Origin of the sequence: Paracoccus zhejiangensis, from assembly GCF_002847445.1 — a bacterium.
Classification (GTDB): domain Bacteria; phylum Pseudomonadota; class Alphaproteobacteria; order Rhodobacterales; family Rhodobacteraceae; genus Paracoccus; species Paracoccus zhejiangensis.
This window is the reverse complement of record NZ_CP025430.1, coordinates 160615-183913: the sequence shown is the minus strand read 5'-3', so window position 1 is coordinate 183913 and position 23299 is coordinate 160615. Positions and strand designations below refer to the sequence as shown.

Here is a 23299-nt window from a genome sequence, read left to right as displayed (position 1 = left end):
CCCGTCTTACGGAAAGAATGCCCATGTCCTTCTGGTCCCGCTGGTTTGCAGGCGCCCCGCCTGCGGCCTCACCTCCGCACGCCCCGTCGCCACGCGCTGCCATCCATGAAGCCGGCGGCGGGCTGGTCATCACCTCTGCCGCCGAACTGGATGCGGCGCTCCGGGCCGGCGCAGCCAGCGGCTCCGGCATGGCGGTGACGCCGGACAGCGCCATGCGGGTGGCGGCAGTCTATGCCTGCGTGCGCATCATTTCCGGCGCGGTGGCAACGCTGCCCTTGCATATCAAGCGCCGGATCGATGCCCGGACCCGCGAGGATGCCTCGGATGCCCCGATCTGGCAGCTGCTGCGGCGAAGGCCCAATCGCTGGCAGACGCCATCGCAGTTCCGCCGGATGCTGCAGGCGCATCTGCTCTTGCGCGGCAATGCCTATGCCATGATCGTGCGCTCGCGCGGCACCGTGCAGGCGCTGATCCCGCTGCATCCGGATCGGGTCGAGGTGGTGCAGGGCGAGGACCTGGCGCTGAGCTTTCTCTATACCCGCCCCGATGGCCGGCGGCTGCGCTTGCCGCAGGACGAGGTGCTGCATATGGTCGGGCTGACGCTGGACGGGGTACGAGGTGTCTCACCAATCGCCTATGCCCGCGAGACCATCGGTCTGGCGCTGGCGATGGAGGATCACGGCGCCACCACCTTCCGCAATGGCGCCCGGGTCTCGGGCGTGCTCAGGCACCCGCAGAAGCTCGGACCCGAGGCGGTGGCCAATCTCAAGGCCGGGCTCGAGGCGTTCCGCGCCGGCGGTGACCAGGAAGGCAAGCACCTCATTCTCGAGGAAGGTATGGATTACGCCCGTATCGCGATGACCGCCGAGGATGCGCAATGGATCGAGAGCCGCAAGTTCAGCCGCAGCGACATCGCCATGTTCTTCGGGGTGCCGCCGCATATGATCGGCGACACCGAGAAGTCCACCAGCTGGGGCACCGGCATCGAGCAGCAGTCGATCGGCTTCGTGGCCTGGACGCTCGAGGATCACCTGACCATGTGGGAGGAGGCGATCGACCGCGACCTGATCGGCGCGGATGATCTGCTCTATGCCCGTTTCAACCGCGCAGCCCTCGTCAAGGGCGATATCAAGGCCCGCTGGGAGGCCTATGTGAAGGGCCTGCAATGGGGGGTGTGGAGCCCCAACGAGATCCGCGCGCTCGAGGACCAGAATCCACGTGCCGGCGGCGACATCTATTATCCGCCGCCCAACATGACGGCAGAAGCCGGTAAGGCGGAGGACGAATCTACCAATCCCGACGCCCAAGCCGATCCCTGATCTCGGGGCCGGAATGCAGCCGGCGCTGCCTCAGTTGGTAAAAGCGTCGATCAACTCGATGACCGAGAGAATCTTCCGGGTCTCGCGATCAACCCGATAGGCGCGATGGCCATCGCGGTAATAGCGCCAGTCGTCACGGGTCTCGAGATTCATCCTGCGAGGATCGCGAATGACCCGGTAATCGTCGATCCGCAGGATATCGCCGATCCGGACACCGTAGCGGTCATGGTGCCGCCGACGATCATAATCCCTGCGATCGTCATATTTTCTGGCCTGGCCGGGCGGAACACAGGGCGGGTTCTTCTTCGCCAGCCCCGGCGGGCAGTGTCTTGCCTGGCTGGTCCGGAAGTGGTCACGATCATGGGCTTTGCCCCGTCCCGGGTCTGCCGAGGCCGGCACAGCGACCACGGTGGCGGCGGTGACGGCCAATACGGCCAGTTTCTGGAAAATACGCATGGGTCTGCTCCGTCATACTCTTGGTTGAGCAGATAAACGACAACCGCCGCTGATTATCCATCACAAGCGCCTGAGGCGCGGAGAGCGGCAGGAAACTGCCGGTCTTTCTTGTTCAGCTATGAGCCGCACACATCCGAAAGGACCATCTGATGAGCCTGCGTGATCTTCCGGCCGGACCGGTCTTGCCGCGCCCCGCGGCGTTCCAGGCCGATGCGCCATCGGACGCGCTGGTCCGCTGGGCCGAGATGCCGGTCGCCGTGCAGGTCACTTCCGTCACCGAGCGCGACAGCACCATCACCATCTTCGACGTGATCGGCGAGGATGATATGGGCGGCGGGGTGAGCCTGCGCCGGATCGCAGCGGCGCTCAGCAGGATCGGCCCGCAGGCGGTGACGGTGCAGATCAACTCGCCGGGCGGCGACATGTTCGAGGGCATTGCCATCTACAACCTGCTGCGCGCCCATCCGGCCGCGGTCACCGTTGAGGTGCTGGGGCTCGCGGCCTCGGCGGCCTCGATTATCGCCATGGCCGGCGACGAGATCCACATGAGCCCCGGCAGCTTCCTGATGCTGCACAATGCCTGGGGCGTGGTGATCGGCAATCGCCACGACATGGCCGAAGCCGCCACGCTTTTTGAGACCTTCGACGCCGCCCTGACCGGGATCTATGCCGCGCGCAGCGGCAGGAGCAGCGAGGAAATTGCCGCGCTGCTCGATGCCGAGACCTTTCTGGGCACCGAGGAGGCGATTGCCGCCGGGATGGCGGACGGAATTGCGCCCGATACAGGCAACCGACCACGCGTGGAAGCTGAGCCGCCCACCATGGCGCAGGCCCGCCCCGACATTCAGGCGCGGCGCCGCATCGACGCGGCTCTGGCGCAGCAAGGCATCCCCCGCAGCGAGCGGCGCGCGATGCTGAAACAGATTACCGGCACGCGCAACGCTGCCGAACCCGCCACGCAGAACGCTGGCATCCCCGTGAGCGCCATCCGGCGGCTCATCGACACCATCCGCTCATAAGGAAACCATCATGGGCATCCAGAAATCCCCCCGCATTCGCGGGGCCGTTCGCGTGCGCGCCGAGGCCGGCGACGCCAACGCCATCCTCGCCGATCTGAACCGCGCCTTTGCCGCCTTCAAGGACGAGCATCAAGCCGAGATCAACGGCATCAACGCGAAGTTCGCCGATGTCGTGCAGGCCGAGAAGGTGGAGCGCATCAATGCAGAGATCACCCGGCTTCAGGGCGCGCTCGACGAGACCAATGCCGTGCTGGCGGCGGCCAGGCTCGGCGGCGGTGGTGGCAGCGCGGATCGGGCGGACAGCCCCGAGACCCGCGAGCACGCCCGCGCCTTCAACCAGTTCTTCCGCCGCGGCGTCGAGGCCGGGCTTCGGGAACTGGAGGTGAAGGCCGCGCTTCGCACCGACAGCGATCCCGATGGCGGCTATGTCGTGCCTGATCAGATGGAACAGACCATCGACCGGGTGCTGGGCTCGGTCTCGGCCATGCGGTCGATCGCCAGCGTCATCTCGATCTCGGCCGGCAGCTACAAGAAGCTGGTCAATCAGGGCGGGGCCGCAGCCGGCTGGGTCGGCGAACGCCAGGCCCGGCCCGAGACCGCCACGCCCACCCTGGCGGAACTGGCCTTCCCGGCAATGGAAATCTACGCCAACCCCGCCGCGACCCAGACCCTGCTCGACGATGCGCGCGTCGATATCGCCGCCTGGCTGGCCGAGGAGGTCTCGACCGCCTTCGCCGAGGCCGAGGCCACCGCCTTCATCACCGGCGACGGGGTGAACCGGCCGCGCGGCATCCTGGCCTATGACACGGTGGCCAATGCCTCCTACGCCTGGGGCAAGATCGGCTACACCGCCTCGGGCGTGGCGGCGGCGCTGACCGATGCCACCCATAACGGCGTCGATGCGCTGATCGATCTCGTCTACGGGCTGAAGCAGGGCTACCGGCAGAACGCCCGTTTCCTGATGAACCGCTCACTGCAAGCCACCATCCGCAAGCTGAAGTCCAAGACCGAGGAGCTCTATCTCTGGCAGCCGCCGGTTCAGGCCGGCCAGCCGGCGACGCTGCTTGGCTATCCGATCAGCGATGACGACAACATGCCCGACATCGCTGCCGGGGCCTTCCCACTGGCCTTCGGGGATTTCCGGCGCGGCTATCTGATCGTCGACCGCTTCGGCATCCGGGTGTTGCGCGATCCCTTCACCAACAAGCCTTACGTGCATTTCTACACCACCAAGCGGGTCGGCGGTGGAGTGCAGGAATTTGAGGCCATCAAGCTGCTGAAGATCGCGGCGAGCTGATCGCCCGGCTGGACCCAAGCGCGCGGGCGGCAGTCTGTCGCCCGCGTCACTCCATTCATCCCTGCACAGGAGGATCCGATGAAGGATCTGCATTCCGGCCTCACAGTAGCTGCGGCCATCGACGCGGCCACACTCACCGACGACAACACTCCCGCGGCCGTTGATCTGCGCGGCTTCAAGGGCGCGGAGATCATCCTCGCCATTGGCGCGGGCGGCATCACCTTCAGCGACACCGACAAGATCGAGTTCACCCTGATCCATTCCGATGACGACAGCAGCTACGAGGCGGTCACCGTGGATGATCTGCTGGGGGTCGCGGCTGTCGGTGAAGGTGGCATCGTCAAGGCGCTGGTCGCGGCCCATGCCACCGCCGCAGTCTACCGCTTTGGCTACGTCGGGACCAGGCGCTACCTCAAGCTGCTGGCGGCGTTTTCCGGCACCCATACCACCGGCACGCCCGTCGCCGCGCTGGTGATCAAGGGCCACGGCCAGATCAACCCGCAGGCCGATCAGGCGTGATGGCAATGTCGCGGGCGGTGAAGGCCGCCCGCGCTCTGCATCAGGGATTTCACCATGTTCACGCTCACCCGCATTACGGCGCCTGCGGCGGTGCCGATCACGCTGGCCGAAGCCAAGGCCCAGCTCCGCGTCGATCATGATGACGAGGATCTGTTGATCCAGCACAGCATCGATGCGGCCACCGCCTGGCTGGACGGCCCTGCCGGCATCCTCGGCCGCTGCCTGGTGACCCAAAACTGGCAGATGGGTCTGGATGCCGTCACCGGACCCATCCTGCTGCCGTTTCCCGACAGCGAGATCGACAGCGCCGTGTTCACCGATGCCGCGGGCGGCGATCTCGATTACCGGATCGACCGGCGGGACCAACGCCTGTTGTTGCGACCTCTCGCGGGCTTTGGCCGTCCTGCGGCGATCACCTTCACCGCGGGCTATGGCGCCCCCGCCGAGATCCCCGCCGCCATCCGCCAGGCCATGCTGCTGCTAATCGCCCATTGGTATGAGAACCGGGCGGCCGTCAGTCTGGGCACCAGCCCATCGGCGCTGCCCATGGCCGTGGATGCGCTGCTCGCCCCCTATCGCAGGATCAGGCTGTGAGCATGGTTGCCGGGCGCCTGCGGCGCAGGGCCACCTTCCAGGAGGCGGTGATGATCCGCGATCCGGACGGGATGCTGATCCAGGGATGGGAAGATCGCTTCACCCTGTGGTGCCATGTCCATTACCTGCGCGGCTCCGAGGCTGTCATGCAAGCGCGGCTGGTCTCGAAGTCGCCGGCCATCCTGACGATCCGTGCCAGCGCCGAGACCCGCGCCATCACCTCCGAATGGCGCGCTGTCATCGATGCGGTGATCTTCGACCTGAAGGAAGACCCTCGGCCCAGCGAAGACGGCGCCTGTCTCGAGATGCTGGGCGAGGCGTGAGGGAGCCGCTCCGCTCTGTGCCTCCGCTACATCCTCGCGGGGCAGACCCAGAAGCATGTCACCCACAACGAGGCGCTGCGGATCCTCGACGGGCTCGTGCAGCTCTCCGTCCTCGACCGGGACCTGACAGCGCCCTCCGTCAACCCCGCAGACGGCGACCGGCATATCGTGGCGTCTGGAGCCACCGGCGACTGGGCGGGCTGGGACCTGAACGTCGCGGTCTGGACCGACGGCGCCTGGCTGCGCCTGCCACCCCGGACCGGGTGGCGGGCTTGGGTCGAGGACGAAGGATTGCTGTTGGTCTACGACGGCGCGGGCTGGGTCGGGACCACGCCGGACGCGCTGCAGAACCTGGCGCTCCTCGGACTCGGGACCACGGCTGATACGTCGAACCCGTTCTCGGCCAAGCTGAACGCCGCGCTCTGGACGGCGAAAACGGTGGCCGAGGGTGGCACCGGCGATCTGTTCTACACCATGAACAAGGAGGCGGCCGGCGACGATCTCGGCCTGACGCTGCAGACCGACTTCGTTACCAAGGCGCTGGTAGGGCTGTTCGGCTCGGACCGCTTCCGGCTGGTAGTCTCCGCCGACGGCAGCACCTTCTTCGACGGGCTCAGCGTCGACAACGCCACCGGCATCGTCGATCAGCCCCGGCTGCCGCGGTTCAAGGCTTACACCGACTACGACAATTACGTCGGCGTCGGGACCTGGACGAAGATCGGCCTCAACAACACCGACCACAACGACCAGGGGGCTTTCGACGCCGCGAACAACCACTTCGTGGCGCCGGTGGACGGCACTTACCTCTTCGGCGCGACGCTGCTCTACAAGATCAACGCCAGCGCCACGGCCCGCATGCGCGGGCGGCTCGTCCTGAACGGCACGACGGAAATCCGCGGCTCCCTCGGCGAAATCTCCGCCACCCACGTCTCGCTCGCCACCGCAATCTGGCTGCAGACCATGGTGCCGCTCACCGCGGGCGATACCGTCGAACTGCAGGGGTATTTCCGGGTCGCGGACGGCTATTTCGCGGCCGATCACACGTCCTTCTGGGGCTGCAAGGTCGGCTGAGCGGCGGAAGGAGGATCCGATGACACCACCCCGATCCGAAGGCTTCGTGCGCATGCCCGACGCCGAGTTCGAGGCGATCCTGACACGCGCCGCCGAGGAAGGCGCGAAGCGCGCGCTGGCCGATGTCGGGCTCGACGGCGACGAGGCCGCGCTCGACATCCGCGATCTGCGCTCTCTGGTGGACTGCATCCGGCTGGTGCGCCGCACCGCGATGCAGACGGCCGTCCGCATGATCACCACCGGCGTCATGCTGGCGCTGCTCGCGGGCATCGCGATCAAGCTGAAGATCTTCGGCGGCGGCCCGTAGCCGCTCACCATTCCCCATTCATCAGCCCGCAATGACCCGCCCTCGAGGCGGGTTTTTCGTTTTGGAGGACCCACATGACCACGACCTTCTACGACCATTGGCGGGAGGCGCCCGAGGGCACCTGGCGCTGGCCCAACTTCTCGCCCGCAGAAATCGCCTGCCGGGGCACCGGCAAGCTGCTCATCAACGAGCCCGCGCTCGACAGGCTGCAGGCGCTGCGCGACCGGTTGGGCAAACCGCTGATCGTGCGTTCCGCCTATCGCAGCCCCGAGCACAACCGCGCCGTGGGCGGCGCCACCCGGTCGAAGCACCTCGACGGCGCGGCCTTCGATATCGCCATGGCGAACCATGACCCGGTGGCGTTCGAGGCAGCAGCGCGGGAGGTCGGGTTCCTCGGCTTCGGATTCTACCCGCGATCAGGATTCATCCATGTCGATCTCGGGCCCGCTCGCCAGTGGGGCGAGCGCTTCCAAATCCGGGCGACAGCCTTCGCGGCTGAAACGCCGCCTGCGCGCGAAGTGCTGGCCGACAGCCGCACCATGAAGGGCGGCGGGGCCGCCGGTGTGGCTACGCTGGGCGCCGCGGGCGTAGAGGTCGCCCAGAGCGTCCTGGCTGAGACCCAGTCCGCCATCCTGCCGCTGGTGCCGTATCTCGACACGCTCCGCTGGGTGTTCATCGCCGTGGCGCTCGGCGGGATCGCGATCACGATCTACGCGCGGCTGGACGATTGGAAGCGGGGCCGCCGATGATTGGTGCGCTCCTCGCTGGGTTCGCCACCAACCCGTGGGCCCGGACGGCTCTCCGCTACGGCGCCATCGCGCTCACAGTGCTCCTGTTCCTGCTTTCGCTTCGGCGCACAGGGGAACGAGCGGGCCGCCTCGCCGAACGCCTCGAAACATTGGAGGAAACCAATGATGTTCAACGCCGGATGCTGGATGCGGCGGCTCGCCGTCCTCGCGACCGCGACGAGCTTGCTGACCGGCTGCGCAACGGTCGCTTCTGAACCGCGCCTCGCAACCGTCTGCCCTCCCGTCATCGAGTACAGCCGTGAGTTCCACGCGCGCGCGGCCGACGAGCTCAATCTGCTGCCGGAGGCGACGGCTATCGCCGAGATGATCGCCGATTACAGCGTCATGCGGGATCAGGCGCGAAGTTGTCGCAGCCGAAGCCCTTAAACACTGCAATGGAAAAAGCGCGAACAAAATCGCCTTATCCTGTTGATAATAATGAATAAGTGAGCGTTCTGGGCTTCGTACCTACTGCGCTGGAGGAGCCGGTCAATGCCCCCCAAGTATCCAAACATAACAGTCCAGCTGACTGGACACGACAGCAATGCCTTTATGATCCTCGGATTGTGCCGACGGGCCGCAAAAGAAGCGGGCCTCTCACAGCAAGAGATCGATGCGTTCTACCAAGAGGCTACAAGCGGGGATCATGACCATCTGATCCAAACCGCCATGCGCTGGTTCAGCTGCGAGTAGCAGCCGAACCGGCCTGCGCCGCCTTGTCGGCATAGGTCGCCGCGAAAACCGTCTCCGAAAGCCATTTCTTGAACGATGGATTGTCGCTGAACTGTTTGAACAGCTCGGTATGGTCAGATAGCAGTTCGATGACCGCGCGCTCCAGTGCCTTGTCGTGCTCGATGCGGGCGTTCTGCTTGTCCGAATTCTGCATCGCGTTTTGATAGGCCTTGTCGGCCGCGACCTTCGTGGGCAACTCCTCAGCTATCACCTTCCCGATCTTGTCGGCGTCCTTCCAGTCGATGTTGCCGAACATCTCGTTGAACGTCTTGAGGATGTTGCTGAGCAGGTCCAATTCCGGCTCAGGCTTGCGACCGCCTCCGCCCAACGGCACAGGGCCGATTTCCGCGTCGGCATCGGGAAGCGCAATCGCCATCGTCGCCTGCGCCTCGACCCTGTAGCTGTCCATGTCGATGGCCTCCAGAATGCCCTTCGACAGATCCTGCTCCTCCGGAGCAGGCAGTTTCGGCGTCAGGAAGTTCAGGAAAATCGAGAGCTTCTCCCATTCCGCGTTCGTATAGGGCAGGATGGCCGCGAGAAATCCGTAGGTGCGCGTGAATGCCTTCGCCTTGCCCTTGAAGTCGACCTGTCCATCCTCATCGAGATCGGCTTTGTAGACCGCGACGCACGCATCGAGGATCGGGTCGAGCTTGTCGCGGTCGGCGCCACCGAGATACAGCGCCACGAGGTCCTCCACCCGCTCCCAGGAATAGACCTGATAGCCATCGAGCCGCGCTTTCAGGTCGTGCAGCTTGTTCGGATCGGTCTCTTCGCTCAGGATCGTCGTGCGGTAGTAGTCCTCGAACGACGCCTTGATGCCATCCACGTCGTTCATGAAATCCAGCACGAAGGTGTCGTGCTTCTGCGGATGCGCCCGGTTCAGGCGCGACAGCGTCTGCACGGCCTTGATGCCGGACAGCGTCTTGTCCACGTACATCGTGTGCAGCAGCGGCTCGTCATAGCCGGTCTGGAACTTGTCGGCGACGATGAGGAACCGGTACGGATCCTTCTGTATCAACTCCTCGATCTTGTTGCTGGGAAAGCCATTGAGCGACGCCTCGGTGACCTTCTGGCCGCCATATTCATGCTCGCCCGAGAAGGCGACGATGGCTTGGTACGGGCTCTTGCGCTCCTTCAGATACTCCCCGAAGGCGTGAAAATACTGGATGGCCCGGTGGATCCCGCTGGTCACCACCATGGCGCGCGCTGCTCCGCCGATTTTGCGATGGGCCATAACCTGGTCGTGGAAGTGGTCGACCATGATCTCAGCTTTCTTGCGGATGGCATGGTCATGGGATTCGACATAGCGGCGGAGCTTCTTTTGCGCCCGCTTGGCGTCGAACTGCGGGTCGTCCTCCACCGTCTTCATGAGCCGGTAATAGCTCTCGACCGGCGTGTAGTGCTTCAGCACGTCGAGGATGAAGCCCTCTTCGATGGCCTGCTTCATCGAATAATTGTGGAAAGGGACGTGCCTGACTTTCCCGCCCTCGGGGACCGCCGTGCCGAAAATCTCCAGCGTCTTGTTCTTGGGCGTGGCGGTGAAGGCGAAATAGCTCGCGTTCGGCAGAACCTTCCGCGCCTCCATCAAGCGGTTGATGGTGTCCTCGACGGTTTCGTCTTCCTCCTCGGCACCATTCGCGGCAAGCGCGATGTTCATCTTTGCCGAGGTCCGGCCGCCTTGGCTGGAATGCGCCTCGTCGATAATGATGGCGAAGGTCCGCCCGCGATGGCTGTCCCCGATTTCGTCCAGGATGAACGGGAACTTCTGCACCGTGGTGATGATGATCTTCTTGCCCTGCTGCAGGAACGTCCGAAGCTGCTGCGAACCTTCCGTGACCGCTCCGACGATGGACGATACCTGCGCGAACTGCTTGATCGTGTCGCGGATCTGTTTGTCGAGATTGCGCCTGTCGGTGACAACGATGACGGTGTCGAAGGTCGGCTTGCCGCCGGTCTCCAGCCCGATCAGCTGGTGGCCGAGCCAGGCAATCGAGTTGCTTTTGCCCGAACCTGCCGAGTGCTGGATCAGGTACCGCCGCCCGGCGCCGGAGGCCTCGGCGTCAGCCAGCAGCTTGCGCACCACGTCGAGCTGGTGAAAGCGCGGGAAAATCTGCTTCGGCGGCTTCTTCTTTCCGCGCTCGTCCGTCTCCTCGACCACCTGCGCATAGTTCTCCAGGATGTCGGTGAGGTTGCGCTTGGTCAGAACCTGCTTCCAAAGGTAATCGGTCTTCAGGCCATGCGGATTCGGCGGGTTGCCCGCACCGTCATTCCAGCCCTTGTTGAACGGCAGGAACCAGGACGCCTTGCCCTTCAGGTGGCTGCACATCCGCACTTCGTGGTCGTCCAATGCGAAATGAACCACACAGCGGCCGAACTGGAACATCAGCTCCTTTGGATCGCGGTCGCGCTTGTACTGCTCGATCGCGTCCTCGACTGTCTGCTTGGTCAGGCTGTTCTTCAACTCGAAGGTGGCGACGGGCAGGCCGTTGATGAATAGCGCAGCGTCGAGCGACAGCTTGGTCGCATCCTTGGAATAGTGCAGCTGCCGAGTGACGCTGAACACGTTGGCGGCGAACAGCTCTTCGGCCTTCGCGTTGCCGGGGGTCGGCGTGCCAAAGAACAGCTCGACCGATCCGGGACCGTGCTTCAGGCCGTTGCGCAGCACGTCGATGACTCCGCGCTTGGCGATCTCGCCTTGCAGCCGGTGCAGGAACTGCAGCCGCTTGGGACCGTCTTCGCCGATGCCGAGGGCCTCAACAGCCTCCGGCTGCGTGGCGTTCAGGAAGTCGAACAGCTTGGCTAGGTCGATGGCGTGGTCCCGGTCGAAATCCTTCGAGGTGCCAGCGACGTAACCCGCCTCGTCGATCAGCGAGCGGACGATGAGGGCTTCGAGGCCTTTTTCGCTGGTGTCAGTCGTCGGCATCGGCCCCCTCCATCACCTCGGCGTCGTCACCGTCCAGTTCCTCCAGCGCGTCGTCCTCGTCGGCGATCGGGCCGTCCGCAGGTGCGGCGATCTCGATCTGCCGAACATCGAGTTTCCCGGTGACGACATCGGCAATCAGTCGATTACGATATTCTTGGATAAGTGAAATTTCACTTTCAAAGCGAACCTGCAACTGGCTGAGTTCTCGGGTCTCAGCTTCGATATGCTTCAAAATCTCGCGCTGCTCAGAAATCGCAGGAACAACAATCGGAATGCCCCCCATGGTCGGTGTGTAAAGCCGGTTGAAGCCATCACCAATTCCTTGAGAGCGCATGGCGAATTGATGAACGAATATCGGCGTCTTGAAGAGTGTAACCAAGTATGCAGCCTCGCAATCGCCCGCGGGGGCAAATACCGCATAGTCTGGACTGACCATGCCTTCTTCGCTCGCTAGGCCAAACATCCCTGACCAAGCTTGCATCCGGTTCATCACGATCTCGCCCGGCAGGCATACTTTGTAGTTTGTAAAATCAGAAGCGCTCGCTGGACGACTTGCTACGTCCGAATGCCGAACAAGACCATGTTTGCGTGTAAGAGAAAGAAGTTCGTGCGTGCCAGTGCCGCTTCTGGCATCTCTCTCACGAACTACGTTCTTTATCCGCTTAATGGCCCAATGCGCCGGAACCTCGGGCATCCAGTCGATGCCGGTGGGCTTCATGGGGGCTTCGGGGTTCAGGCCGCGCGTGATGGCCCTGTTGATGATCGCCTGCTTCTGCTCGTTCAACAACCCGATCAGCCGCCGCTTGTTGCGGATCAAGCGTCGGACGCGATGGTCAAAGGACCGGATGAACTGCACGATCTTGCGCTGCTCTTCCTCCGGCGGTTGCGGGACATGGATGGCCCCGAAACGATCCGAGTAGAGGCGCAGAAAGCCGGACATGCCGGTTCCAAGCCCTTTCGATTCCTGCCGGAATTTTGCGCGGTAGATGGTGGTCTTAAAGAGGTCGACGAAGTAGTCAGGCTCCATCGGCCGGAGTGGTTGGAATACCGCATAGTCCGGGCTTACTAGACCATCCTCGCGCGCAACCGCGAACATGCCGTTTGACGCTTGCATGCGGTTCAGCACCATCTGGCCGGTGCGGACGCGCTTGTATCCCTTGAGCTCTTCCGGCGTGACCGGCTTCGTCGATACCTTCGCATGGGGGATCAGACCATGCGCCTGTCGCATGGACAGTAGGGTTTCCGTCCCGGTGTCGGTCCGGTCGTCGATCTCGCGGAACAGATACTTGCTTCTAAGCACGTCCCATCTGCTTGGCAGATCGCCAAGCCAATCGCGCACTGCTGGGTGATAGTCTGAGAGATGCTTCTGTGAATCATCATCTCTGGCGAGAGTGGGGAGCGACGGGGCAGAGACAGGTTCGGCGTTTGAAATCATTGGCTGCTCAAATAAGGAGGGCTGGGGGTCTCTGGGCTGCGTTGGGGCGGTATCGGCCTGGGATGGCCGCCGAGGGGTCCAGCCGGGGATCTCGGCATTGGGCGCGGCCTGGACCGCCTCGATGGGCTGGCCGAACAGCAGGAACTCGGAGATCGCCAACGGCTCGATGAACCGCAGGCTCTCCGCCTCATCGCCCTTCAGCTGCTCGCGCAACTCCATCAGCAGCCGCCCGAGCACGTTCATGCCGACCAGCGTGCCATCGTCGGCAACCTTCGCTCCCCAGAAATCGTCTTTGCGGGATTGCTCGACGATAGGTCGGTCACCCGTCGACAACAGCAGCCTGCCAAACTCGCGCCAGTTCTGCGCCAGCTTCACGCGCAAGCTCCAGCGCATGATCTTGACCCGGACAAAGTCCCAATCGTGCCGGGAAACCCGCCGATACGGCTTACTGCGCATCTTCGCTGTCATCGGACTATTTTCGCCGATGATGAGCTGCTGCACCTCGGGCATGTGCGGGAAGCGACATGCCTGGTACAGCGCTTCCGACGTCTTGATGCGCACCCCGTTCACGCGCAGGGGGAAGCCCGCCGCCATGTTCGACAGCCCCCCGAAGCGTTCCTTGGTCTTCAGGAAGACGACACTTGTCTCTCGGTCATAGACCCGGGTCTGATTGTTGTGGGGCGCGCTAGAAGTCGAAGTCATGTGCTACCACACCTTGTTCATAGGTGCGCCGAGGCAGAAGCGGGTACCAACGCCTAAACGGATGCCCCGGCGCTGCATTTGGATCTCCCCACCACAGCGCGAGAGGGGCGTTGTTTGGGCAGTTCCGGTAAGTTACCAAGGTAGACCCGAACCCAAGGCCATATCTCCCGTACCCAAGCGGCCGCACGCGCTGAGCAGGGTTTCTGGAAAAGCTAATGATCTTCAGTCCCGCTAAGAGGAACTCTCGTTCCAGCAATTGGCGACCGGCTTCAGATGAGAAAATGTTCGTATGAGGAGTGGGGATCGGCGCTCGAGGTTCAAACGGGAACCTTTGGGCTGCCGCATACTCTTGCACTATGTCATCGTCCGGAAGCTCAGTCGGCCACAGCACGTCGGCATCGTTGCGATATCGTTTCCTGTTCTCGAGGACTATCTGCTCCTGAATATCGAAGGTGATCTTCTTGCCTGATCTCGCAATCGCTTCCTTTAGGTTTCGTTCTGTCTCCCATTTTCCGAGGCAGTGCGAGATTAGAAGAACAATCGAGACATGCCCCTCGTTCGGCGCGGTATTGTCCAGCCAAGCCATAAGGTCATTTTGAACGCGGTCGCCTGAAAACAGGATGTCATCAAAGTATACGAACCTCCTATCTCCACCTTGGCAGTCTGCGAGGCGCAATCCAAAGCGCTCGCGCAACGCTCCTTCGAATATCTCGTTAATGTCGGCTTGGCTGCGGCCTCGTTGTTGGATGTTGAGAATTTCGGTTCCGCGCCAAAAGGCTATTGCAGCGTTGTCGTCTAAGTCCTTGCCTCCATCGCCGATTACTCGCGCATGGTCGGCCAGTTCTTTCTCGATTTCGCGCTTTGAAAAGTATGTTCTCTGGAGAACATAATCCATCTCTCGAAGCATAGGCAATCTCAGATCTGCATCGAATTGCGAGATCCATCTGCCGACGTGATCCGGCGTCGGCGCAGGCAGGTCGCCCTCACGATAGTCGACGGTTGTCGCTGCAATCGAAGCCAGAAGATCGTCCCGTTCAGCCATTCACCATTTCCCCATTCTGACAGCGTATTCAGCGAACAATTCAAAGTCCCTCGAAATAGGTCTTGATCTTCTGCGCCATCAGCTTGCGTCTCTGTTCCAGGAAGTCATCGAAGGATGGAATCTCTCCGTCCAGCATGCACTCCGGCAAGCAGCTCATCCGAAGATTGGCCCGCATCTCCTCAATCGTCGTGATGCCACCATACTTCTTGGCGCCGCCGTTGCACTGGTCCGCTAGCTCAGCGAAGTAAGTCTTCGGGTCGCGGTCACCGATGCCAATGTTGATCTCGCTCTGGGCCAGGACGAAGTTGGCGATCTGGTTGTAGCGGCCGCGCGTCAGCCCCTGGCCCTTGAGGTGGTTGCGCGGATAGACGTGATGCACATCGCTGCGGTTCAGTAACAGGTCACGCACGGTGATGTCCCGCGACAAGAAGCCGAGGTCGCCGAGCTTTACCTGTGCTGCCCGGTAGACAAGGAAATAGGGGCTCGAGGCGGAGGAGGTGTCCATCTCCTGTGGTAGAAGAGTGTTCCAGAAGCTTTCGGGCAGCTCCGCGTCGATCACCGCGTCGGTGTATGAGGCCAGGCCGCGGGACTCGATCTGACGGATATCGAAATCGAAGGCCGTTTCGGGGCTGCCCGAATAACGCCCGCGCAGGAGCGACATGACGTACCAGCGCCGAACGAGACGCTCGATGTCGGCGGCCGGCATGCCTTCGGCGCGGCCACGAAGGTAGAGGATGTACGCAAAGTTGATGGCGTTCTGGCTACGGATCAGGCCGGAGGTGACGAACCCAGCTGAGCGCAGGATCATCGTCAGCCTGTCGAAGTGAGTCTTGTTGATGAAGTTGAGGACCCCGGCCTTCAGCTTATCGAAGGCCTCCTCGGCGACCGCTTCCTCGTACTGCTTCGTCTCGAAGTTACGTCCCGACAGCAGGGCGACCAAATCCTGCAGCTTGCCCCTGCGGAACTCCGACGTGAACGCCACGCGCAGCATGTCGGTGTAGGACGGGTCGTAGAGGTCGTCGTTCACGTCCTTCAGCCAACGCATCCTCGGCAGGAACTCGGAAGCGGCGAATGCCTTGTCGCCCTTCTCGATGCGAGGCAGGAATTCGGGCGCGACGGCGAGATGGCAGAAATAGTCGATCGCCTTGCGCAGCATGTTGCCGCCATAGGTGTCGTTCGCCGCGATTTTCGACATGGCGAAATCCGCCTGGCTGAGCGATGCCCCGGCCGAATTCACCCGGATGAAGATCTCAGTGACCGTCTCGATGTCGAGGTCTTCGGCCAGCTCGATGATGCCGACCTGGTTGTTGATGATCTTGCGGACCTTCTCCAGCACTAATGAAATCTGGTCCTGATCAACGTCCGGATTGCGCGCTGTATATTCGCGCGTAAGCTTGGTCAGGCTAGCATCAGGCGCGAAGACCGTTGCCAGGTCAGGGATCCACGAGGCGTCCTTCTGGATGGCCGGGTTCGAAACCTCGAAGCGCTCCTCGACCGGGTGGAACGCGATCCGAATGCGTACGGTCTCGTAATCCTTGGTCAGCACCTCCTGACCGAGCAACGCGGCCATAAGCGCGGTGACGCGCTGTTGCCCGTCGATCAGGATGCGCTTACCCGAGGATGTGGAACCGTCTTTCAGCCTGACCGACGGGTTCCGCCAGGCGATCAGATAGCCGACCGGATAGCCCTGATAGAGCGAGTCCAGAAGGTTGCGGACCTTGGTCGCATCCCAAACGAAGGGGCGCTGGATTTCCGGTATCGCGATCTCGCCGGACTTCACCCAGGTAAGCAGGGTTTCGATCGGATGGGGGGTGACTGAGTACCGTTGGGTGGCCATGCTCAGCGGCCTCCCGTTAGCACGTCTTCAAGAAGGCCTTCGGTTTCCTGCTCAAGAGCCCGGATGTCGGCCTCGATCTCTTGGAGCGTCCGCAGCGGCTGCGGCTTGTAGAAGTGCCGCGTGAAGGAGATTTCATAGCCGATGACCGTCTTGGAGGGATCGATCCAGGCGTCGGCCGCATGAGGCAGAACCTCGCGACGGAAGAACGCCTCGATACCGCCGTTTTCCAAAAACGGCACCTGTTCGGTGTCCCTCAACTCCGTGTCCGGCTCGAACTCGATGATCGCTGGTTCGCCACCGACGGTAAGATGATAGTTGCCGTAGAGCGCATCAGATTCAGCATCGGCGCCCGGCTTGATCTTGGACACCTTCTTGATCACAGGTTCCGCCCCGGGATCTTTGATGCACAACCCTGCCATCAGGAGCTTCTGGCGCTTGGCTGTCATACGGACGCCGCGCTTGCCCGCCACAGCTTCGGCTTCTTCAAGGAAGCGGTTGAAATCGAGATGGGGGCCTTCGCCAAGCCGCTCAGCCACCGCTTCCACAACGCCAATGAGGGGCTCTTCAGCAGCCTCCGCGCACGTCTTCGCGAAGCGACGCTGCGCGCTCGCGGACAGTTCGACCTTCAAGCGCAAGGGCCGCTCGACCGTCATCTTCCAGTAACCGAACGCCGCGTTGGGGAAGATCTTCGACTGCTCGCTTTCCTCGCTGTTGAGGAAGCTGTCGCAGATGCGCTTGATGTCATCCGGCCCGAGAATGCAGTTCTTCTTGCCGAGGTTTTTCCGCAGAGGTTTGAACCACGCCGTCGCATCAATCAGCTGGACCTTGCCCTTGCGGGACTCTGCCTTGCGATTGCTGAGCACCCAAATGTAAGTCGCGATACCGGTGTTGTAGAAGATGTTCAGCGGCAGCGCGATGATGGCCTCAAGCCAATCATTCTCGATGACCCAGCGCCGCACATTGCTCTCACCCGATCCCGCATCGCCCGTGAACAGAGATGAGCCATTGTGGACCTCGGCGATCCGGCTGCCGACCTTGGTGGCCTTCTTCATCTTGCTCAGCATGTTGGCTAGAAACACCATCTGGCCATCGCTGGAGCGCGTGATCAGGCTGTACTCGGGATCGCCATCGTGCACGATCACAAAGCGGGGGTCGGCGATGTCTTTCTTGCCGCCGAGCCGGTCGAGATCGGATTTCCAGCTCTTGCCGTAAGGAGGGTTCGAAAGCATGAAATCGAACTCACTCGATGGGAATGCATCGCTGGAGAGCGTCGAGCCATACTTCATGTTCTCGGCTTCGGCCCCTTCACCCTTTAGGATGAGGTCCGCCTTGCTGATGGCGAATGTCTCGGGATTGACCTCCTGCCCGTAGAGGTGGACCGACACCTCTTTCCCGTGGTCGGTCGCCAACTTGATCAGCGTCTCTTCCGCGACCGTCAGCATGCCTCCTGTGCCGCAGGCACCATCGTAGACGAGATAGGTGCCTGACTGAATTTCATCCGCGATCGGCATGAAGATCAGGTACGCCATGAGCTCGACCACGTCACGAGGCGTGAAGTGCTCTCCGGCCTCCTCGTTGTTCTCTTCGTTAAACCGCCTGATAAGCTCCTCGAATATTGTTCCCATTGAGTGGTTGTCGAGCCCGGGCAGACGCACACTTCCGTCTTGGTGCAACACGGGCTTAGGGCTGAGATTAACTGATGGGTCGAGGAACTTTTCGATCAGGAACCCGAGCGCGTCCGCTTCGACAAGCGTTGGGATCTGATTGCGGAACTTGAACTTGTCGAGCACTTCCTGAACGTTCGGGGAGAAGCCGTCGAGGTAGGCCTCGAAGTCCGACTTCAGCTGCTGGCGGCGCGCGCGAGACGTGAGGTCGCGAAGCCGGAACTGCGATGTGTTGTAGAAGGCTTCGCCCGACGCCTGGCAAAGAGCCGCGTGCTGGTTGGCGACTCCTGCTTTATCCAGCTGCGCCTTCATAGCCAAGACCGCGTCCTTGGTCGGTTCAAGCACGGCGTCGAGCCGACGAATGACGGTCATCGGCAGGATGACGTCCCGGTATTTGCCGCGAACATAGACATCGCGCAGAACATCATCAGCGATGTTCCAGATAAAATTGCTGATGTTCAGATCGCTCACTCGGGCCCCCTCAAACTTTCTTTTTTCGCAGCTTTTTTCTGCAGATCGATCCAGCCATCGAGGTCTGACCTCTTGAAGCGCCATGCGCCGGCCACTTTGAAACCCGGCAGATCGCCGCGCTTGGCGAGCCGATAAACCGTCTTTTCGTCGACGTTCAGGTAGCCAGCCACATCTCGCACGGTCATGGCTTGGTCAGCCGCATCCGCCATCATATCGCCCTCTTTTTCTTGACCATATCAGGGTAAGCTGGGGCAAGCCAGTCCAATGCTGGCCGCGGCTGATCGCGGGCCATACTGCTAGCGCGCCCATCAGAGGTGTGAAGAACTGCTTTGTCGGACGGCATGGTCCGAGCGGGGGCCGCGTGGTCTCTCTCGACCGACACTTCAACGAGGTGCTGGGAAGATCCCCTCGCGCTGGCGGGATGACCTGATGGTGGCAGAGAAGCATGCCGCCGCGGAGCACTCAATCGAGCCATCTGGTGGCCGTGCGCCAGTTAGTAACGGTTGATGGTGCGGGCGGGCGGAGCGTCTCTTCAGGCTAAAGACCGAGTGTCTGACGGTCGTTGATGCGCAGATTTTTGCGGCGATCCCGTGCCGAAGCCATCGACACGGGAGAGAGTTCGGTATTTGTTACACTCGCTCCGCCATTACCCCAATTCGAGTCCAAGACGCATCCTGACAGAGCCCTTGGTGCTGGTCTGTCGAGGGGGTGACCAACGTTTTGCTAGCGTCGGCGAAATCTCTTTATCCGCACCGATCTTCGGCCACGTAGCTGGGGCGTGGAGTGAAACTAGTTCTAACACTTGCTACTTAGATCAGGCCGAGGAAAGCCAGTCGTCCAGACGGCTCGCGTCGACCAGAGCCGCCCCTAAACCCCCGCCAGGATCCTTGCGGCCTCGTCGCGGGTGGGGGTCAGTCGGGCGCGGTCCTCGCCCGGGTGGAAGCGGGCGCGGGTGGCGGTGGGCATGGGGGCGGGCTGGGCGATCAGGATGCGCGGGCCGGTGCTGGTGGTTTCGGCCTGCCAGCTGCGGGCAAGGGCGATCTGCGCGGCCTTGGTGGCACCGTAGCTGCCATAGAATTTCTCGCCGGCATGGGGATCATCAAAGAAGAGTGCGCGGCCCTTGCGGGCGATCAGCAGGGGTTCGACCAGACCGATCAGCCCGCGCGTGGCATTGACGTTCACCTCGACCGACTTGGCCCAGTCCTTGGCATCGATATGCGAGGTCGGCGCCAGGGGCGCGGCGTGGATGGCTGTATGCGCCCAGAGATCCAGCCCGCCCCAGCGCTCCTGCACCGAGGAGACCAGTTGCACCATCGCCTCGGCCACGGTCACGTCCATCGGCGCCAGCGTGGCGCTGCCACCGGCGGCGCGGATGCGGTCGTCCAATTCTTCCAGCGCGCCCACGGTGCGGGCGACGGCGAGGATATGCCAGCCCTCGGCGGCCAGCGCTTCGGCAAGGGCGGCGCCAAGGCCGCGCGAGGCGCCGGTGACCAGCGCGATTTTCTGGGTGTTCTCGGTCATCTTCGCCTCTTGCCACCGGCCCTGCGCTTGCGCAAGGGGCTGCACGGTGCGCGCCCGCATCTGGCCGGATCCAGGGCGGATCATGCGCGGGCCGGCTTGGTCGAGCCGGCCCGCGCCGCGTGGTTCAGTGGCCGCTCAGCACCAGCGTCCTGACCGGCAGCATCACCGTCTGGATGCGCAGGATCATTGCATGGACCAGCGCCGTCGCATCGACGGCGTGCAGGAAGATGCCCTCCAGCGTGCCCGTTTCGCCCGAGGCCAGACGGTCATGGTTGTTGGTATAGGCATTGGCGACGCAGGAACTGCCGCGCGGGATATTTTCCAGCTGACCGGCATAAAGCGGCTCGAGCGTCGCGGTCACCGTCCCCGGCGTGGCGAGTTGCTGCACGTCGATCAACTGGTCGGTCGCGCGGACCTGTCCGCTGGCGATGACATCCTGCACCTCGGTCACCACCATCGGGATCACCTGGAAGGGCTGCGAGATGCAGGAGACCTCGGCGATCATCCCGACCTTCAGCACCTGCGCCTCGATCTGGCCGAAGCCGGCAACCAGCGTCTCGTCCCCGGCATCATCGGGAACCAGCACGCCGGCCGGGCGCATCAGCGGGTTGATGACCTCGCCCGGGCGCAGGGTGAACTGCTGCAGGTTGCCCGAAACGCTGGCCCGGACCAGGGTGCGGTCCAGCGCCACCTGCGCCTCTTGCACCTTGGCCTCGGCGCTGGCCTTTTCCGCCGGCAGCAGCGTGCCGATCCGGGTCTCCAGTGTCCGCTTGCTGGCCTGAACGGCCGCCAGCTCGCCCTCGGCCCCCTCGACCGCGGTTTCCAGCCGGGTCAGCTCGGTGCGGGCGACGGTCGAGGCATTGCGCTGCTGCAGGTCCTGGTTGGTCTGCAGATCATCACGCGCCTGGTCGAGTGCCGCCTGCGCCTGCGCGATGCGGGCATCGATGCCCTCGAGCTCGGTCTCGGTGACAAGGGCCGCGGCCTCGATCTCGGCCAGGCTGCGCCGGGCGGTTTCCAGCGCCGCCTGCTGGCGCTCGTCATCGAGCGAGAACAGCGGATCGCCGGCATTCACGTGCTGGAAGCGGGTCACGAAGACCTCGTCCACCCGCCCGATCGATTCCGGCTGGATGGTGATGGTGCGATAGGCCTTGGTGACATTGGTGGTCGAGGGATGGAAATAGAACACCATGGTGATGATGCTGACGGTCAGCAGCACGCAGACCGTGATGCCCCAGCGCAGCTCGTACCAGACGGAATAGAGCGTGATCTCGCGGCCGATCCGCTTGCCCTGCGCAAAGCGGCGATAGAGATAGTCGGGCAGGATGGTGACCAGCGAACAGAGGATGAATTCCAGCATCAGCCGCGCCCTCCCTCGACCGGGTCAGCCGTGGTGACGGGCGTCGTTACGGGCGCAGGCGCGTCCTCGGTGATCTCGGCCTCCGGCGGGGCGGCACGGCGGCCCCGGCGCGCCGGGGCGATCGACATGCGGTGCAGCGATCGGGACATCGAGGTCAGCGGTGCGAGGAAGCTCGGAATGTCGATCATCGCCAGCAGCAGGGCGGCGATCCAGAAGATCTGGTTATGCGTCAACAGCGAGATCAGGCCCAGAACGGCAACGATCTGGAACTGTGCCGGATGGGCGCCATGCATCATCCGCTCGGGCAGGGAATGCAGCTTGAGATAGAACACCCCGGTCAGGATGACCGCGATGACCAGGAAAATGATAACGAAATTCAGCAGCCCGTCGCTTTGGCCGGGCGCGGTGATGAAACCGGGCAGATGTTCAACCGCAAGCGGATGCGGCTCGGGGAGGTTGTCCATGAATCGGTGCCTCTGTTGTCTGAATGATCTGGCAAATACAGTATCTTACCCGTAGCACAGCCGGCTGACAGGCGAAATATGGCCGGAAAAGCAAAAGGGGCCCGAAGGGCCCCTGCAAAGTCATCACCCGATCCGGGTATCAGCGCTTGGCGACATCCACGTAGTCGCGCTTGTTGCTGCCGACATAAAGCTGGCGCGGGCGACCGATCTTGTTCTGCGGATCGCCGATCATTTCCTTCCACTGGGCAATCCAGCCGACGGTGCGCGACAGCGCGAAGATCGGGGTGAACATCGAGGTCGGGAAGCCCATCGCCGAAAGGATGATGCCCGAATAGAAATCGACGTTCGGGTACAGCTTCTTCTCGATGAAATACTCGTCCTCGAGCGCGATCTTCTCCAGCTCCTTGGCAACCTGCAGCGTCGGGTTGTTGTGGATGCCCAGAAGGTCCAGCACCTCGTCAGCCGATTCCTTCATCACCTTGGCGCGCGGGTCGAAGTTCTTGTAGACCCGGTGCCCGAAGCCCATCAGCTTGAACGGATCGTTCTTGTCCTTGGCCCGGGCGATGTATTCCGGGATGCGGTCGACCGTACCGATCTCTTTCAGCATTTCCAGCGCCGCCTGGTTGGCGCCGCCATGTGCCGGCCCCCAGAGGCAGGCGATGCCGGCAGCGATGCAGGCAAACGGATTTGCACCCGAGGAACCGGCCAGGCGCACGGTCGAGGTCGAGGCATTCTGCTCGTGATCGGCGTGCAGCGTGAAGATACGGTCCATGGCGCGGGCCAGGGCCGGATCGACGGTGTATTTCGCGGCCGGGACCGAGAAGCACATGTGCAGGAAGTTGCTGGCGTAATCCAGTTCGTTCTGCGGGTACACGAAGGGCTGGCCGATCGAATACTTGTAGGCCATGGCCGCGATCGTCGGCAGCTTGGCGATCAGCCGGATGGCCGCAACCTCGCGCTGCCAGGGATCAGCGATATCGGTGCTGTCGTGATAGAAGGCCGACATCGCACCGACCACGCCGACCATGGTCGCCATCGGATGGGCGTCACGGCGGAACCCGCGGAAGAAGTTGTTCATCTGCTCGTGCACCATCGTGTGATGGGTCACGCGGCTCTCGAAATCCTTCAGCTGGTCGGCATCGGGCAGTTCACCGTAAAGCAGCAGGTAGCAGACCTCGAGGTAATGCGACTTGGCCGCCAGCTGCTCGATCGGGTAGCCGCGATACCACAGCTCGCCCTTGTCGCCATCGATGAAGGTGATGGTCGAGTCGCAGCTTGCGGTCGAGGTGAAGCCGGGGTCGTAGGTGAAAACGTCGGCCTGACCATAGAGCTTGCGGATATCCAGCACTTCGGGACCAATGGTCGGGGTGAGGATCGGCAGGTCATAGGACTGGTCGTTCAGGACGAGCTTCGCGGATTTGGTGTCGGCCATCTGGGACTCCCTCTCTCGGATAGGCG

Annotated in this window: 21 protein-coding genes; 10 read left to right on the top strand and 11 right to left on the bottom strand. The window is 62.7% G+C overall.

Features of this window, described 5'->3' with window-relative positions:
- Window positions 1-23: 23 nt before the first annotated feature.
- Window positions 24-1319 (top strand): phage portal protein, encoded by a 1296-nt coding sequence (locus CX676_RS00905; protein WP_232816546.1) that lies wholly within the window; start codon window positions 24-26, stop codon window positions 1317-1319.
- Window positions 1320-1349: 30 nt separating this feature from the next.
- On the opposite strand, the gene CX676_RS00900 is transcribed toward CX676_RS00905, so the two are convergent.
- Entirely contained in the window at window positions 1350-1775 is a 426-nt protein-coding gene (locus CX676_RS00900; RefSeq protein WP_101750944.1) for a hypothetical protein, read from the bottom strand.
- A gap of 149 nt (window positions 1776-1924) precedes the next feature.
- Between CX676_RS00900 and CX676_RS00895 the strand changes: the two genes are divergently transcribed.
- The 9 genes from CX676_RS00895 (at window position 1925) to CX676_RS00850 (ending at window position 8080) form a co-directional block, all read left to right on the top strand.
- Window positions 1925-2794, top strand: a complete 870-nt coding sequence (locus CX676_RS00895; protein WP_101750943.1) for a head maturation protease, ClpP-related — start codon at window positions 1925-1927, stop codon at window positions 2792-2794.
- A gap of 10 nt (window positions 2795-2804) precedes the next feature.
- Window positions 2805-4091, top strand: coding sequence for a phage major capsid protein (locus tag CX676_RS00890; protein WP_101750942.1), 1287 nt, complete (start codon window positions 2805-2807; stop codon window positions 4089-4091).
- 78 nt (window positions 4092-4169) lie between these two features.
- Entirely contained in the window at window positions 4170-4610 is a 441-nt protein-coding gene (locus CX676_RS00885) for a hypothetical protein (RefSeq protein ID WP_101750941.1), read from the top strand.
- 54 nt (window positions 4611-4664) lie between these two features.
- Complete coding sequence (locus tag CX676_RS00880; protein WP_101750940.1) at window positions 4665-5204, top strand: head-tail connector protein; 540 nt, start codon at window positions 4665-4667, stop codon at window positions 5202-5204.
- 2 nt (window positions 5205-5206) lie between these two features.
- A complete protein-coding gene (locus tag CX676_RS00875; protein WP_101750939.1) occupies window positions 5207-5527 on the top strand; it encodes a phage head closure protein in 321 nt (106 codons plus the stop codon).
- 15 nt (window positions 5528-5542) lie between these two features.
- Complete coding sequence (locus tag CX676_RS00870; protein WP_101750938.1) at window positions 5543-6598, top strand: DUF2793 domain-containing protein; 1056 nt, start codon at window positions 5543-5545, stop codon at window positions 6596-6598.
- 19 nt (window positions 6599-6617) lie between these two features.
- Window positions 6618-6905, top strand: coding sequence for a DUF6127 family protein (locus CX676_RS00865; protein WP_023851444.1), 288 nt, complete (start codon window positions 6618-6620; stop codon window positions 6903-6905).
- Window positions 6906-6979: 74 nt separating this feature from the next.
- On the top strand, window positions 6980-7654 hold the full coding sequence (locus tag CX676_RS00860) for a YcbK family protein (protein ID WP_101750937.1): 675 nt from the start codon (window positions 6980-6982) through the stop codon (window positions 7652-7654).
- A gap of 162 nt (window positions 7655-7816) precedes the next feature.
- Window positions 7817-8080: a hypothetical protein gene (locus CX676_RS00850; RefSeq protein WP_101750935.1), complete on the top strand. Its 264-nt coding sequence runs from the start codon at window positions 7817-7819 to the stop codon at window positions 8078-8080.
- Window positions 8081-8372: 292 nt separating this feature from the next.
- Here CX676_RS00850 and CX676_RS00840 read toward each other — a convergent pair whose 3' ends face one another.
- From CX676_RS00840 to CX676_RS00795, 10 genes are all read right to left on the bottom strand, one after another.
- Window positions 8373-11348: a type I restriction endonuclease subunit R gene (locus tag CX676_RS00840; RefSeq protein WP_101750933.1), complete on the bottom strand. Its 2976-nt coding sequence runs from the start codon at window positions 11346-11348 to the stop codon at window positions 8373-8375.
- Window positions 11335-13485: an NADAR domain-containing protein gene (locus tag CX676_RS00835; RefSeq protein ID WP_101750932.1), complete on the bottom strand. Its 2151-nt coding sequence runs from the start codon at window positions 13483-13485 to the stop codon at window positions 11335-11337. The genes CX676_RS00840 and CX676_RS00835 overlap by 14 nt, the downstream gene beginning before the upstream one ends.
- Window positions 13469-14527 (bottom strand): phosphoribosyltransferase-like protein, encoded by a 1059-nt coding sequence (locus CX676_RS00830; protein ID WP_101750931.1) that lies wholly within the window; start codon window positions 14525-14527, stop codon window positions 13469-13471. The genes CX676_RS00835 and CX676_RS00830 overlap by 17 nt, the downstream gene beginning before the upstream one ends.
- A gap of 40 nt (window positions 14528-14567) precedes the next feature.
- On the bottom strand, window positions 14568-16364 hold the full coding sequence (locus CX676_RS00825) for a GmrSD restriction endonuclease domain-containing protein (RefSeq protein ID WP_101750930.1): 1797 nt from the start codon (window positions 16362-16364) through the stop codon (window positions 14568-14570).
- A 2-nt stretch (window positions 16365-16366) separates the two neighbouring features.
- Window positions 16367-18499 carry a type I restriction-modification system subunit M gene (locus tag CX676_RS00820; protein WP_232816545.1) on the bottom strand — a complete coding sequence of 711 codons (2133 nt, stop codon included), beginning with the start codon at window positions 18497-18499 and terminating at the stop codon, window positions 16367-16369.
- Window positions 18496-18711, bottom strand: a complete 216-nt coding sequence (locus CX676_RS00815; RefSeq protein ID WP_229341956.1) for a helix-turn-helix domain-containing protein — start codon at window positions 18709-18711, stop codon at window positions 18496-18498. The genes CX676_RS00820 and CX676_RS00815 overlap by 4 nt, the downstream gene beginning before the upstream one ends.
- 655 nt (window positions 18712-19366) lie before the next feature.
- Window positions 19367-20020, bottom strand: coding sequence for an SDR family NAD(P)-dependent oxidoreductase (locus tag CX676_RS00810; RefSeq protein ID WP_101754045.1), 654 nt, complete (start codon window positions 20018-20020; stop codon window positions 19367-19369).
- A gap of 124 nt (window positions 20021-20144) precedes the next feature.
- Window positions 20145-21377, bottom strand: coding sequence for an HlyD family secretion protein (locus CX676_RS00805; protein WP_101750928.1), 1233 nt, complete (start codon window positions 21375-21377; stop codon window positions 20145-20147).
- Window positions 21377-21841, bottom strand: coding sequence for a hypothetical protein (locus CX676_RS00800; RefSeq protein WP_101750927.1), 465 nt, complete (start codon window positions 21839-21841; stop codon window positions 21377-21379). The genes CX676_RS00805 and CX676_RS00800 overlap by 1 nt, the downstream gene beginning before the upstream one ends.
- Window positions 21842-21980: 139 nt before the next feature.
- Entirely contained in the window at window positions 21981-23273 is a 1293-nt protein-coding gene (locus CX676_RS00795; protein ID WP_101750926.1) for a citrate synthase, read from the bottom strand.
- Between the last annotated feature and the right edge of the window lie 26 nt (window positions 23274-23299).

What these genes read in the sequence shown, in the direction of transcription:
- CX676_RS00905 (WP_232816546.1), top strand. Translation starts at nt 24, where the DNA reads ATGTCCTTCTGGTCCCGCTGGTTTGCAGGCGCCCCGCCTGCGGCCTCA.
- CX676_RS00900 (WP_101750944.1), bottom strand. Translation starts at nt 1,775, where the DNA reads ATGCGTATTTTCCAGAAACTGGCCGTATTGGCCGTCACCGCCGCCACC.
- CX676_RS00895 (WP_101750943.1), top strand. Translation starts at nt 1,925, where the DNA reads ATGAGCCTGCGTGATCTTCCGGCCGGACCGGTCTTGCCGCGCCCCGCG.
- CX676_RS00890 (WP_101750942.1), top strand. Translation starts at nt 2,805, where the DNA reads ATGGGCATCCAGAAATCCCCCCGCATTCGCGGGGCCGTTCGCGTGCGC.
- CX676_RS00885 (WP_101750941.1), top strand. Translation starts at nt 4,170, where the DNA reads ATGAAGGATCTGCATTCCGGCCTCACAGTAGCTGCGGCCATCGACGCG.
- CX676_RS00880 (WP_101750940.1), top strand. Translation starts at nt 4,665, where the DNA reads ATGTTCACGCTCACCCGCATTACGGCGCCTGCGGCGGTGCCGATCACG.
- CX676_RS00875 (WP_101750939.1), top strand. Translation starts at nt 5,207, where the DNA reads ATGGTTGCCGGGCGCCTGCGGCGCAGGGCCACCTTCCAGGAGGCGGTG.
- CX676_RS00865 (WP_023851444.1), top strand. Translation starts at nt 6,618, where the DNA reads ATGACACCACCCCGATCCGAAGGCTTCGTGCGCATGCCCGACGCCGAG.
- CX676_RS00860 (WP_101750937.1), top strand. Translation starts at nt 6,980, where the DNA reads ATGACCACGACCTTCTACGACCATTGGCGGGAGGCGCCCGAGGGCACC.
- CX676_RS00850 (WP_101750935.1), top strand. Translation starts at nt 7,817, where the DNA reads ATGATGTTCAACGCCGGATGCTGGATGCGGCGGCTCGCCGTCCTCGCG.
- CX676_RS00840 (WP_101750933.1), bottom strand. Translation starts at nt 11,348, where the DNA reads ATGCCGACGACTGACACCAGCGAAAAAGGCCTCGAAGCCCTCATCGTC.
- CX676_RS00835 (WP_101750932.1), bottom strand. Translation starts at nt 13,485, where the DNA reads ATGACTTCGACTTCTAGCGCGCCCCACAACAATCAGACCCGGGTCTAT.
- CX676_RS00830 (WP_101750931.1), bottom strand. Translation starts at nt 14,527, where the DNA reads ATGGCTGAACGGGACGATCTTCTGGCTTCGATTGCAGCGACAACCGTC.
- CX676_RS00825 (WP_101750930.1), bottom strand. Translation starts at nt 16,364, where the DNA reads ATGGCCACCCAACGGTACTCAGTCACCCCCCATCCGATCGAAACCCTG.
- CX676_RS00815 (WP_229341956.1), bottom strand. Translation starts at nt 18,711, where the DNA reads ATGATGGCGGATGCGGCTGACCAAGCCATGACCGTGCGAGATGTGGCT.
- CX676_RS00810 (WP_101754045.1), bottom strand. Translation starts at nt 20,020, where the DNA reads ATGACCGAGAACACCCAGAAAATCGCGCTGGTCACCGGCGCCTCGCGC.
- CX676_RS00805 (WP_101750928.1), bottom strand. Translation starts at nt 21,377, where the DNA reads ATGCTGGAATTCATCCTCTGTTCGCTGGTCACCATCCTGCCCGACTAT.
- CX676_RS00800 (WP_101750927.1), bottom strand. Translation starts at nt 21,841, where the DNA reads ATGGACAACCTCCCCGAGCCGCATCCGCTTGCGGTTGAACATCTGCCC.
- CX676_RS00795 (WP_101750926.1), bottom strand. Translation starts at nt 23,273, where the DNA reads ATGGCCGACACCAAATCCGCGAAGCTCGTCCTGAACGACCAGTCCTAT.